15 protein-coding genes are annotated in these 11,709 nt (G+C 34.0%); 2 read left to right on the top strand and 13 right to left on the bottom strand.

Annotated features, from left to right (window positions below; genetic code table 11):
- Nucleotides 1-16: 16 nt before the first annotated feature.
- The 13 genes from rplI to AD60_RS02895 form a co-directional block, all read right to left on the bottom strand.
- Entirely contained in the window at nt 17-469 is a 453-nt protein-coding gene (rplI, locus tag AD60_RS02955) for a 50S ribosomal protein L9 (RefSeq protein WP_103876854.1), read from the bottom strand.
- A 114-nt stretch (nt 470-583) separates the two neighbouring features.
- Nucleotides 584-814, bottom strand: coding sequence for a 30S ribosomal protein S18 (rpsR, locus tag AD60_RS02950; RefSeq protein WP_103876855.1), 231 nt, complete (start codon nt 812-814; stop codon nt 584-586).
- Between the two features lie 88 nt (nt 815-902).
- Nucleotides 903-1,412, bottom strand: a complete 510-nt coding sequence (locus tag AD60_RS02945; RefSeq protein WP_103876856.1) for a single-stranded DNA-binding protein — start codon at nt 1,410-1,412, stop codon at nt 903-905.
- Between the two features lie 22 nt (nt 1,413-1,434).
- Nucleotides 1,435-1,812: a 30S ribosomal protein S6 gene (gene rpsF, locus AD60_RS02940; RefSeq protein WP_103876857.1), complete on the bottom strand. Its 378-nt coding sequence runs from the start codon at nt 1,810-1,812 to the stop codon at nt 1,435-1,437.
- 114 nt (nt 1,813-1,926) lie between these two features.
- Complete coding sequence (locus AD60_RS02935) at nt 1,927-3,243, bottom strand: hypothetical protein (protein WP_103876858.1); 1,317 nt, start codon at nt 3,241-3,243, stop codon at nt 1,927-1,929.
- Between the two features lie 11 nt (nt 3,244-3,254).
- Nucleotides 3,255-4,295: a TrkA family potassium uptake protein gene (locus tag AD60_RS02930; RefSeq protein WP_103876859.1), complete on the bottom strand. Its 1,041-nt coding sequence runs from the start codon at nt 4,293-4,295 to the stop codon at nt 3,255-3,257.
- 46 nt (nt 4,296-4,341) lie between these two features.
- Entirely contained in the window at nt 4,342-4,812 is a 471-nt protein-coding gene (locus AD60_RS02925; protein ID WP_103876860.1) for an acetyl-CoA carboxylase biotin carboxyl carrier protein subunit, read from the bottom strand.
- A gap of 6 nt (nt 4,813-4,818) precedes the next feature.
- Complete coding sequence (locus AD60_RS02920) at nt 4,819-5,214, bottom strand: OadG family transporter subunit (protein ID WP_103876861.1); 396 nt, start codon at nt 5,212-5,214, stop codon at nt 4,819-4,821.
- Nucleotides 5,215-5,227: 13 nt separating this feature from the next.
- The gene (locus tag AD60_RS02915; RefSeq protein ID WP_103876862.1) at nt 5,228-6,784 is read right to left on the bottom strand and encodes an acyl-CoA carboxylase subunit beta; all 1,557 of its coding nucleotides are present in this window, start codon (nt 6,782-6,784) and stop codon (nt 5,228-5,230) included.
- Nucleotides 6,785-6,868: 84 nt separating this feature from the next.
- On the bottom strand, nt 6,869-7,273 hold the full coding sequence (gene mce / locus AD60_RS02910) for a methylmalonyl-CoA epimerase (protein WP_103876863.1): 405 nt from the start codon (nt 7,271-7,273) through the stop codon (nt 6,869-6,871).
- The gene (gene meaB / locus AD60_RS02905; protein ID WP_103876864.1) at nt 7,257-8,189 is read right to left on the bottom strand and encodes a methylmalonyl Co-A mutase-associated GTPase MeaB; all 933 of its coding nucleotides are present in this window, start codon (nt 8,187-8,189) and stop codon (nt 7,257-7,259) included. Before meaB ends, mce begins: the two co-directional genes overlap by 17 nt.
- Nucleotides 8,167-8,568 carry a cobalamin B12-binding domain-containing protein gene (locus AD60_RS02900; protein WP_103876865.1) on the bottom strand — a complete coding sequence of 134 codons (402 nt, stop codon included), beginning with the start codon at nt 8,566-8,568 and terminating at the stop codon, nt 8,167-8,169. Before AD60_RS02900 ends, meaB begins: the two co-directional genes overlap by 23 nt.
- A gap of 56 nt (nt 8,569-8,624) precedes the next feature.
- The gene (locus tag AD60_RS02895) at nt 8,625-10,304 is read right to left on the bottom strand and encodes a methylmalonyl-CoA mutase (RefSeq protein ID WP_103876866.1); all 1,680 of its coding nucleotides are present in this window, start codon (nt 10,302-10,304) and stop codon (nt 8,625-8,627) included.
- A 267-nt stretch (nt 10,305-10,571) separates the two neighbouring features.
- Here AD60_RS02895 and AD60_RS02890 point away from each other — a divergent pair, with 267 nt between their 5' ends.
- Complete coding sequence (locus tag AD60_RS02890; protein WP_304465921.1) at nt 10,572-11,162, top strand: hypothetical protein; 591 nt, start codon at nt 10,572-10,574, stop codon at nt 11,160-11,162.
- On the top strand, nt 11,149-11,703 hold the full coding sequence (locus AD60_RS02885) for a DUF4416 family protein (RefSeq protein ID WP_103876868.1): 555 nt from the start codon (nt 11,149-11,151) through the stop codon (nt 11,701-11,703). Before AD60_RS02890 ends, AD60_RS02885 begins: the two co-directional genes overlap by 14 nt.
- Nucleotides 11,704-11,709: the final 6 nt, after the last annotated feature.

The following is an 11,709-nucleotide window of genomic DNA, read 5'->3' as shown; positions in this document are numbered from 1 at the left end:
AACTCCCATTGTAATTTTATTCATTTTCTGGTTCAACTTTTACCTTTATTTCTCCTCTAACACCTTGAGCGAGTTTAACTTTTAATGTGTGAGTTCCCAATTCTTTTATGTTTACCTTTTCATCAAACCAAGTTTTGTCAAATTTTTCACCGAGTAATTCTTCTATTTTCTCAGAAATATTTTGAGCCGTCACAGCACCAAAAAGCTTACCGGTTTCTCCGGATTTTGCTTTTATTACTATCTTTGTGCCTTTCAATTTTTCTAAAATTTCTTCGCTTCTTTTTTTTAGACTTTCCTTCTTTTTGTCTTCAATTTTTTTGCTTTCCTCAACATGTTTTAGATAGCCCCCAGTTGCTTCAACAGCTAAATTTTTTGGAATCAGATAATTCCTTGCGTATCCATCAGAAACTTCTTTTATTTCTCCTTTTTTTCCCAATTTTGACACATCTTCCAATAACAATACTTTCATATTTTATAACACCCCTTTGTACAATTTTATCATAATTAGGTAAAAAAAGTACCTTCAAAAAAAATAGATAGAGGAATCCCTCTATCTATTTTATTTACAATGTAAATTGTCGCCTCACTCGTTCATATATGGAACCAACATCATTTTTCTAGCACGATGAATCGCTGTTCGAACCATTCTTTGATGTTTGGCACAATTTCCATTTATCCTTTTTGGAAGGATTTTCCCCTTGTCGTTCATAAATTCCTTCAATTTTCTAACATCTTTGTAATCAATATATTCAACGTTATCTCTGCATAATTTGCATTTTTTTACTTTTTTTCTTTCTCTTTTAACGTAAGCCATCCTATTTAAAACCTCCATTTTTCCCATTTGTTATTTCACTTCTGTTACTATTTTTAAATCAAAAACTTATTTGCAAAATTTTTTCACATCAGATAGGTTTATCATCGGAAGAAAGATGGTTTTCAAGGTCACTAAAGCTTTCTTCTAAAAGAGCATCGTTCTCGAGTTCATCATCTATTTCTTCAAACGGGTCGTTGCGTGAAGTCCTATCGCTATCTGAAAAACCTTCTTCCACCGTAATGTCCATAGCTGAGAATTCATTGGCTTCTTGAGCCTTTTTTGTTTCCATAAAATTCATTCTATTAGCCCAAATTTCCGCGGTTTCTCTTTTGATATTATCTCTATCTGTCCATTGATTAATGTGAAGCGATCCTTCCACTAAGATCAACTTTCCCTTTTTTAAATAATTTGATGCAAAATCTGCCTGTTTACCAAAAGCCACAATTTTTATGAAATCTGTACCATCTTGATCGTTTGAAGAATGCCTGTCCACAGCTAAACGAAAGTTTGCAACGTTATTTCCATTCATAGTAGAGCGTATCTCAGGATCTTTGGTTAATCTTCCCACCAAAATAACTTTGTTATAAGAAATAGACATAGAAAACACTTCCTATTTTTCGTTAAATTTCTTCAGAAGTTTCTGGCTCTTCTACCTTTATTTTTGCTTCTTTTTGGGTTTTTCTTACTTTTTTCTCAAGATCTTCTCTTCTAATCGTTTGAAACCTAAAAATCTCTTGGTTCACTTTAAAAAGATCATCCAGTTGGTTAACCTTTTCTGGATCAGCTTTGTATATGATGTAGGTGTAATCTCCTTCTGTAAATTTACCTTTTTGAGTCCTATAGGCTAATTTTCTTACACCCCATCTCGTGAACTCTTCAACTTCACCTTCGAGTTGACTTTCTATCCAACCTCTCACCTTTTCTGCCAAAGCATTTCTTTCTTCTTCAGCAATGTCTGTTCTAACAACAAACATTGTTTCATAATATCTTTTTCCCACTTTATACCTCCTCCTATGGTCTTAGGCCTCTGAACTTATCAGAAGCAGGATTTTTTCTTGTGCAATTATAACAGAAAATCGAAAGAAGGTTATTGTTTTTATTTAAAAATTATATTAAAATTTTATACCAAAACCAAATTTTAACCTTAAAATATTTTCATCTTTATCAGAAGGTTCGAAAGTCTCTTCATCTACATTGAATTCTAAATTGTTTTGTATTACTCCCATACCGGCTGATAGGTTAAACTCTAAATTTTTAAAATAGAAGTTTGTTGCTATGGTATATAAATACCTTTTCTCCAAAGGTGACTCATCCAAAAGGTAGGTACCTTCAGCTGGTGCATTTTTTTTGGTTGGCGATTTACTTCCAGAAAACACCGTTTCAAAAGAAGAATAAAGGTTAAACCAATTATTGTACGTATAATCGTAGTCAACAAGAAAAGAAACCGTATTTTCACCGTATTTGTATCCTATGTAGTTATCTGTGTAATTTATAATCTTCTCATCATCATCATCATCATAAGTATTTTCCGGATATATAGTATAACCCGGACCGCCCCCTGGCTGAAAAGTGTATTGAGTTGCAAAAGCACCGTAAACACCAAAAGTTCCTAAGGTGCTTTTTATGTTTAAACCCGAAGAAAAGGCTACTTTGTCGGGGTTTTGTGTACCCTGGGGATTGAAGAATCTGTTGGTGTTAAAATCATCTACTAATAATTGAGAGTAAATATAGTAATTAGGGTCGTTGTAGTCAAAGAAGAAGCCCATTATCGAGTTATCGTTTATATCTTCAGACCAAGGCATATCATTACCTATTGCTCTAATCTCTTGAGCGAAGTATGAAGGCATTGGATTTAAAAAGTAAAAAAAGTCAAAAGCCCTATCGTAAACGAGCACATCTTGATAACCTACCCTGAAATTGTCAAATTTTAATCCATAGGTTTTGTAATTCATCGCTGAAGGGGTTTCAAAATTTTTGTTATTTTCACTTACCAGTTGAACCCACATGGTTTCAAAAAAGAAATGTTCATCTTCATAACCCACATCTAAATTAACAAGGGGAATATTATTGGAAGAAAAGAACAATGAATAAGGAGAGTTTACCTCATCTTTTAGTTGCTTTATACCACCACTCAATTCAAGTGTTTGATTGTCGTTTCTAAGAGTGATATAACTATTTTCTATCAAAAAATAGTGATCCCAATAGTAATCTGACTCATGAAAATAATACTTATCATCGTTGTAGAAAGATATCTCGCTTGTGATATCAAAGTTTGGAGTGTAATTGTATAATTTTATACCTATTCTGTCTGTGAAAGTTTCTTCACCGGAATCATAAGTTCCATGTATGTTAAGTTCTAAGTTTATAGAAAATCCAAATGAAAAAAGTAAAAGAATTATTAAAATGGAAAACGACATTTTCTCGTACATTTTATACCCCCTCAGCTTAACTGATAACTTTCTTGCTCAACTATCTCCCGCAATTTTTTGATTTTAGAATCTTCACCTAATACTATTATTATGTCACCTTCTTCTATTATTGTATTTGCCTTAGGGTTGAATATACTTTTATTATCTTTTTTTCTTACGGCTATCACTATCATATCTACCTTGTCTGGTAAGGCTATTTCTTTAAGGGATTTACCGATCACCCAAGAGTTTTTGGGTATTTGGACCTCTTCTAATTGTAAATCTTTTTCTTGTGTATGAATTATCGTTTCTAGGAATGATACAATGTTTGGACGAGTTGCCATATAGGCTAATCTATTTCCGGAGATTTCAGATTCGAGAACGATCTTGTTGATCCCAGCATAAGAAAGTTTTTTCACTGATTCAGGGTCGTTAACTTTTGAAATGATGTTGATTTGAGGTACTATACTTTTCACTGTTAAAGCAACAAACAGGTTATCCACATCGGAAGGTAAGGTTAATATGATGCTGTTGGCTCTCTTGATCCCGACTTCTTCCAGCGTGGTTTCATTTTTTGCATCACCAATAAAATATGGGAAGTCCGCGTTTATTTCTTTCAGGAATTGTTGGACTCTCTCTACTGATTTGTCCAACAAGATAAAATCTTTTTTCTCTTTTAACAGATTTTGACAGACAAAAAATCCTGTTTTACCGGCTCCTACAACAATATAATGATTATTCATACCATCTATTTTTTTCATCCTTTTTCTTACCTCCAAAACGTTTCTCATCTGACCCTCAACAATGAAGGAGGTCAAGGTTGAAAGAGAGTATAAAACTACCGTTATTCCAGAGAGAATCAATGCCATTGTAAATATATGTGAAACTCTCGATAGATCGGCAGGTATATCGTATCCAACGGTACTCAATGTGATTATAGTAAAAAATAGAGAGTCTAAAAAAGCCCAATCTTCGAGCATCATATACCCTACAGTTCCTGAAAAGACTATAATAACAAAAATTATAATAGATATAACAAATCGTCTTATTTTCAAAGTAAGAGTTTCATTCATTTGATCGAGACATGTGCCCCCTTTTCACTTTGGAGATTAATAGTTTTTACCTTATAATCATTAATGTTTGATCGCCTTCGACGTTATCCCCTCTTTTTACCAAAATTTTTTCAACTATACCGTCATTTTCGGCTGGTATTTCATTTTCCATCTTCATTGCTTCGATTATGACAAGCTTATCTCCAGCTTTAACGCTCTGTCCTTCTTTCACATTTATTTCGTTAATTACTCCTGGGAGAGGAGCTTTGACCTCATAACCTGAGTCTGTTTCCCTTTTATTTGGCTCCTCAGGGGTCTTTTCCTCTTCATCTTTTTGTTTTTTCTCTACTTTTTTCTTGCCCTTTTTTTCAGCTTTTTTGTCGAAAACAGGCTTGGGAGACTCACTAAATTGCTCTTTTTCGGTGGTTTTTTCTTCTTTTTCTTTTATATTTTCTTCGTTAGCAAATTCAGAGCCTATTTCCTCAACTTCAACCTCATAGGTTTTATTGTTTATAGTAACTTTGAATTTTCTTTTCAATTTACTTTACCTCCACCTTTTTTTGTAGTAAGGTTTCCAAGAAATAGAAGGTTCGTGTTTCATCCACTTTGTTTTAGGCTTCTTTTTTAATTCAAACTCTTTGTTTGAGACTTCTTTAATACTTTTGATTTTAAATTCTTTATGAGTAAGATAACAACTTATGGCTGAAACGATAGCAAAAAGTTCTTCTTCATCTCTTTTCTCATTGTTTTCAATCCTTTTTACTTGTGGTGGCTTTATGTACTCTTTTTGAGGTTTTTCTAAACTTGATTTGCCTGATAAGTTATTACTATTTCTACTTTTAAAGAAAAAGCGAAAAAGCCATATGATCGTCATTAAAATTATAAGAAGTAAAAAAACTATAGATATTCCCATTAATGAAAGAATCCATACATTTTTCATAATTACCCCTCAATTATAACGGAATATTTCCATGTTTTTTAGATGGAGTTGGTTTTACTTTTGAATAAGCTATAGAAAGGGAAGCAGATAATTTTTTTCTTGTTTCGATGGGTTCTATTACATCTTCTATATAACCTCTTGAGGCTGCTTCATAAGGATTTGCAAACCGTTCTTTGTATTCTTCAACTCGCTTTTTTCTAGTTTCTTCCGGATTTTCGGAACTTTCTATCTCTTTTGCGAAGATAATGTTTGCGGCACCCTCGGATCCCATAACAGCTATTTCCGCAGTCGGGTATGCAAACACAAAATCAGCACCTAAATGTTGCGAAGCCATTGCAATATAAGCCCCACCATAGGCTTTTCTTAGAATTACAGTAATCATTGGAACTGTGGATTCAGAATAAGCATACAATAGCTTTGCTCCATGTCTAATTATTCCCCCGTGTTCTTGAGATACTCCTGGTAAATATCCAGGTGTGTCAACAAAGGTTATAACAGGTATGTTGAAAGAGTCACAGAATCTTATAAATCTGGCCGCTTTATCGGAAGCATCGATATCGAGAGAACCTGCCAAGATTTTTGGTTGATTGGCTATGATTCCAACAGATTTTCCTTCCAATCTTGCAAAACCTACCACGATATTTTTGGCAAAATGAGCATGAATTTCAAAAAAAGACCCTGGATCAAATACTAAATTGATTAAATCTTTTACATCGTAACTTTTTTTCGGGTTTGGTGAAACTATTTCGTTTATTTCTTCTGGTACTTTGTAACTTTTATCGTAATCAGCGGGTTCTACAGGATCCATATTGTTTGAAGGTATGTAAGAAAGCAGCTTTCTGACAAGTTCCATGGCTTGCCCATCGTCTTTTGCCAAAAGGTGGGCAACACCACTTTTTGAGTTATGAATTTTTGCCCCTCCCAAATTCTCTTTATCAATGTTTTCCCCAGTCACAGTTTTTATAACCTGAGGACCGGTGATGAACATCTGAGAAGTTTGATCCACCATAATTACGAAATCAGTTATAGCTGGCGAATAAACAGCTCCACCGGCACAAGGGCCTGCTATAACGGTTATTTGTGGGATTACACCAGAAGCCTGGGTGTTTCTATAGAAAATTCCACCGTAGCCATATAGAGCATCAACCGCTTCCTGTATTCTAGCTCCGCCAGAGTCGTTTATCCCTATTAAAGGGATGCCGTATCTCATTGCCAAATCTTGTAATTTCATTATTTTCTTTGCATGCATTTCTCCTAAGGATCCACCTTGAATGGTAAAATCTTGGGAAAAAATAGCAACTTTTTTGCCTTTGATCTCTCCAAATCCTGTGACAACTCCATCGTATGGAAACTCTTTTTTATCTAAACCAAAGTATGTACATCTATGTTTAACCAACATATCGATTTCTTCAAAAGTACCTTCATCTACAAGATCTTCTATTCTTTCACGAGCTGTTAATTTACCCGTTTTGTGTTGTTTTTCTATTCTTTCCTTCCCTCCTCCAACAAGAAGGGATTCTTTCTTTTTCTTCAATTCTTCTATTTTTTGAATTAGTTCTTCATCTGGCATATATGAAGCCTCCTTATTTGCGATATTTATACTATTTTGGAAATTCTAAAACGTTGTGTCAGCGCCCCTTCGTCCCGTAAATTGTTATTTTTGATACTCAACGAACTCGGTTAAAATACCGTTAGCAGATTTTGGATGTAAAAAGAACACTAAACTTCCACCTGCTCCTTGATTAGGTTCATCAGATAAAGTTTTGTAACCAAGTTTTTTTGCGTTTTCCAATATCATTCGAATGTTGTCTACTTGGTATGCGATGTGGTGGAATCCCTCGCCTCGTTTTTTTAAAAAATTTGATATTTCAGAATCCTCTCTTATAGGTTCCATCAATTCTATTCTAACATCTTTTATGTATAAAAAGGTAACTTTTATACCTCTATCTTCAAGAATCTCTTCTGCACTCTTTTCAATATGGAACAAATCCTTATACAATTTGAATGCTTTTTCTATGGAATTGACAGCAATTCCTATGTGGTCAATTTTGGTTTCCATTTTTCCCCTCCTCTTCACAGATGAAGGCTATAACATCTTTTTTAAGGGAATCAGTATCTTGATCTTCCAAAGAATAACCTTCCAAGAAATTTTCTATCAAATGGAAAAGATAGTTTTTAACACGACTTTTTTTTCTTAGATTCTCTTTTAAATTAGAGTTTTGAAAGTATTTTCTGCTTGATTCTAACCATTCGTAAACTTTTTCAAATCCTTTGTTTTCAATTGAACTAACGCCAAAAACCTTTTTATCACCTTCGTTTTGTGAATCCAAATAATTTTCCAAGTACATTAAAAATCTTTTGGAATTAGGTAGATCTATCTTGTTGACAATATAACAATCGGCTATTTCCATTATTCCTGCCTTATAAATTTGAATTTCGTCACCAGAATCAGGAGATAATATTAAAAGAGTTGTGTCACAAGCATAGAATATATCGATCTCTGATTGACCGGTTCCCACCGTTTCTATGATTATTGTATCGAAGCCAAATGCCTTCATTACATCAATAATATCATAAATTGAATTGCAGACTCCCCCCATTGCGCCTCTGCTGGCTATGCTTCTGATGTAAACGTTGGAAGAGTTGGTTAAATCAAACATTCTTACCCTATCTCCCAAAAAGGCCCCGCCACTAAAAGGGCTACTTGGATCGATCAATATTATTCCGATATTCTGACCTTTATTGGAATAAAACGAGACCAATCTTGAAATAAAAGAGCTTTTTCCCACGCCAGGGCTACCTGTAACACCAAGTACATATGAATTTTTTGGTTGAACATCCGAATGTAATCTCGAAATTATTTCCCAGGTTTGTAAATAATTATCTTCTAATAGAGATATCATTTTCGCTAGAGCGGTTTTATTTTGGGCTTTAAATTTTGGAAGTAATTGTTCATACCTTTCTTTCCATCGCAATATCTTCCACCTTCTCTACGATCTCTTTTAATGAGGCACCTGGGGTGAAAATTTCGATTATGCCCATTTCCTTTAGTTCTGGGATATCTTCTTCTGGAATAATTCCACCGAGGAAAACAGGAATATCAGCTCCCTTTTCTTTTAGTAAATTTAGTATTTTTTGACATAACTTTTTGTGCGCACCTGAAAGTATTGATAAACCAATTAAATCAACATCTTCTTGTATTGCGGCTTCAACAATTTCTTCTGGGGTTCTTCTTATGCCGGTATAGATTACCTCCATTCCTGCGTCTCTTAGCGCTCTTGCTAAAACTTTGGCTCCACGGTCATGACCATCGAGTCCAGGTTTAGCTATTAAGACACGGATTCTTGTACTCATTTCAAAGCTGCCTCCTTTCGATATGGCGAAGATTCAGTTGGTATAAAAAGCAGAAGTTAGATTGTTGTGCTTTCACGATACTCCCCATAAATTTCTTTTAAAACGTTTGTTATTTCACCTACTGTGGAATAGTTTTCTACACATTCTATTACATAGGGGAATAAATTCTCCTCATTTATTGCAGCCTTTTTCAATCTATTCAAAGATTCTTCTGCTTTTGAGTTGTTTCTTTGATTTTTTAAATTTTTCAACTTTTCTATTTGTTTTTCTTCTTGTTCTTCATCAACTTTCAAGATATCTATCTTTTCTTTTTTGTCAGAAATGTATTCGTTAACCCCTACTATGATCTGCTCTTTTTTTTCTATCCTTTGTTGTGCTTTATAGGCGCTGTTTAATATTTCTTTTTGAGGGTATCCTGCCTCTATGGCTTTTACCATTCCACCTATTTCATCTATTTTTTCTAAATATTTTTGGGCTTTTTCTTCTATGTCTAAGGTTAATTTTTCTATAGCGAACGATCCTGCTAGAGGATCTACGGTTTCGCTTACTCCCATTTCGTGAGCTATGATTTGTTGAGTTCTTAAAGCCACGGTAACAGATTGTTCTGTAGGCAGTCCTAAAGCCTCATCGTAAGAGTTAGTATGAAGTGATTGAGTACCCCCTAAAACTGCAGCCAAAGCTTGAATTGTTACCCTTATTATGTTGTTTAAAGGTTGTTGAGCGGTTAATGTGGAGCCTGCTGTCTGAGTATGAAATTTCAATTTCATTGCATTTTCATTCGTTACACCGAACCGCTCTTTCATAATCCTTGCCCATAATTTTCTAGCAGCCCTAAATTTTGCTACTTCTTCTAAAAAGTTGTTATGGGCGTTAAAAAAGAAGGAAAGGTTTGTTCCAAATTCATTTGGATCTAAGCCAGCTTTAACTGCTGCCTCTACATAGGCTATTCCATCTGCTAATGTAAAAGCTATTTCTTGGACCGCATCGGCCCCCGCTTCTCTAATATGATAACCGCTGATACTTATTAAGTTAAATTTTGGAAGGTTTTTGCTTCCGTAATCAAAGATATCTACTATCAACTTCATAGATTCTTTAGGTGGAAAGATGTAAGTGCCCCTAGCCATATATTCTTTTAAAATATCGTTCTGAATAGTTCCTCTAAGTTTTTCATAAGGGACCCCTTGTTTTTTTGCAACGGTTATTAACATTGCTAATAAAATCATCGCAGTTGAGTTGATAGTCATTGAAACACTTACCTTATCAAGAGGGATACCGTCGAAAAGAATTTCCATATCTTTTAGTGAATCTATTGCTACTCCGACCTTTCCTACTTCCCCCTCGGACATAGGATTGTCTGAGTCAAATCCTATCTGTGTTGGTAAATCAAAGGCTATAGATAAACCTGTTTGGCCTTGTTCTAATAAGTATTTATATCTTTTGTTTGACTCTTCTGCAGAACCGAATCCCGCATATTGCCGCATAGTCCACAACTTGCCGCGGTACATGGTTGGCTGCACACCTCTGGTGAAAGGGTATTCACCAGGGAATCCTAAATCTTTAATGTAATCTAAATTTTTAATATCTAAAGGTGTGTAAAGTCGTTCAATCTCATCTTCATATGAGGTAACAAATTCCTTTTTTCTTTCTGGGAATCGGCTCAATGTACGTTCTACTTTTTTCTCTTCCCACTCTTTTTTTGACTTTTCTATTTCATGCATTTTTTCTCTTTCAAACATAGGAATTTCCTCCCACAATAAATTTTTTAAACTATTATCTTTAGAAGCTTTAAATCTTGTGTCAGCGCCCCTTCGCCCTGCTCCCCGCCCATAAGAACAAATCAGAACAACTATGAAAAAAATTTCATTACTCTGGGTCATTATTATTTTACCGTATTATTTTAAAATTTACAACAAAAATATTTATTTCAAAAAATAATTTTGCTGACAAACGAAGGCAATATTGTGTTATAATTTAAAAAAGCTAGTTTTAGGAGGTAAAAAACAATAAAAGCACATTTTGACAAAGACCTGAGGTCTTTAATTGAGGAATCAGATTATACAAAAAAACAAATAGCAAACAATTTAAAAATACCTGTATCCACCTTAGAAAATCTTATGAATGGAGAATTTGATTATTTCTCTAAAGTTTCTTTGACAGATATAGCGAAGAGATTGAGTTCTTTGTTGGGTGAAGAGATAAATGTAATTTTTGAAGATGAAGAGTTAAAAGAAGAAGTTCAGCTAAAAAGAAAAGATACAGCTCATAATAAACTTAGAATATTTCGATTTTTGATGGTAGCATTCTTAGTCATTAACTTAATTTTTCTTTACTTTCTAATTCAAGATTTAAGGTTTTACAACAATATCCTACGAAGAAATATATACACTCTAAATGTTATCAATAGAGGCCCTTCTGAAATATATATAAACGAAACTGTGGTTCCACCAAATCAGTATATTCAAATTCAACTGGCCTTTGGAGAAAATTTAGAGATACTCGGTAATCAAGGTGAAACGGTTATAGAAACACCACTTGTCAAATACACTGTAAAACTAGAGGATTTTGAGGTGAGTTTGTTGTATGGGAATGACTAAAGCACCGGATCTTGTAAATTATTTGGCGCATATATTTACTGCTGGAGATTCTGATTTATGGCTTTACAAAATGGGTTTGAAAGAGTTACTCGAAAAACATTTTGGACCTATCGACTATATTTCTCCCATGTTGGATTTTCAGCGTTTTACAGATTATTATAACGAAGAAATGGGTAAAAACATACGAATTGAATCAAGGTTAGTAAGTTTTGAATATTTAGGTTCTCCTGGTTTTTTGCCGGATGCGAAATTGATAACAAATGAGATTGAAAAAAACTTTTCGGTTGATGATAAAAGAAAAGTAAATATCGACATTGGTTATCTTCACCACACCCAATTTGTTTTAGCTAGCACCAAACACTGGGGTAACAGGATTTATATTGGCAAAGGTATATATGCAGAAATTACTCTGATGTTCAATTTTGGGCAATGGGAACCTCTCAAATACACTTACCCTAATTTCAAAGATCCAGAATATTTAAATGAGTTAGACGCAATAAGAAATATTTTTCTGAAGAAAAGGAAAAATTTTATATTATAAAGTGCT

The sequence above is a fragment of the Petrotoga sp. SL27 genome, assembly GCF_002924605.1.
Lineage (GTDB): Bacteria > Thermotogota > Thermotogae > Petrotogales > Petrotogaceae > Petrotoga > Petrotoga sibirica.
Note: the sequence above shows the minus strand (reverse complement) of the source record. Positions and strands in the feature narration are given on the sequence as shown.

What these genes read in the sequence shown, in the direction of transcription:
- rplI (WP_103876854.1), bottom strand. Translation starts at nt 469, where the DNA reads ATGAAAGTATTGTTATTGGAAGATGTGTCAAAATTGGGAAAAAAAGGA.
- rpsR (WP_103876855.1), bottom strand. Translation starts at nt 814, where the DNA reads ATGGCTTACGTTAAAAGAGAAAGAAAAAAAGTAAAAAAATGCAAATTA.
- AD60_RS02945 (WP_103876856.1), bottom strand. Translation starts at nt 1,412, where the DNA reads ATGTCTATTTCTTATAACAAAGTTATTTTGGTGGGAAGATTAACCAAA.
- AD60_RS02935 (WP_103876858.1), bottom strand. Translation starts at nt 3,243, where the DNA reads ATGTACGAGAAAATGTCGTTTTCCATTTTAATAATTCTTTTACTTTTT.
- AD60_RS02930 (WP_103876859.1), bottom strand. Translation starts at nt 4,295, where the DNA reads ATGAATGAAACTCTTACTTTGAAAATAAGACGATTTGTTATATCTATT.
- AD60_RS02920 (WP_103876861.1), bottom strand. Translation starts at nt 5,214, where the DNA reads ATGAAAAATGTATGGATTCTTTCATTAATGGGAATATCTATAGTTTTT.
- AD60_RS02915 (WP_103876862.1), bottom strand. Translation starts at nt 6,784, where the DNA reads ATGCCAGATGAAGAACTAATTCAAAAAATAGAAGAATTGAAGAAAAAG.
- mce (WP_103876863.1), bottom strand. Translation starts at nt 7,273, where the DNA reads ATGGAAACCAAAATTGACCACATAGGAATTGCTGTCAATTCCATAGAA.
- AD60_RS02900 (WP_103876865.1), bottom strand. Translation starts at nt 8,568, where the DNA reads ATGAGTACAAGAATCCGTGTCTTAATAGCTAAACCTGGACTCGATGGT.
- AD60_RS02895 (WP_103876866.1), bottom strand. Translation starts at nt 10,304, where the DNA reads ATGTTTGAAAGAGAAAAAATGCATGAAATAGAAAAGTCAAAAAAAGAG.
- AD60_RS02885 (WP_103876868.1), top strand. Translation starts at nt 11,149, where the DNA reads ATGGGAATGACTAAAGCACCGGATCTTGTAAATTATTTGGCGCATATA.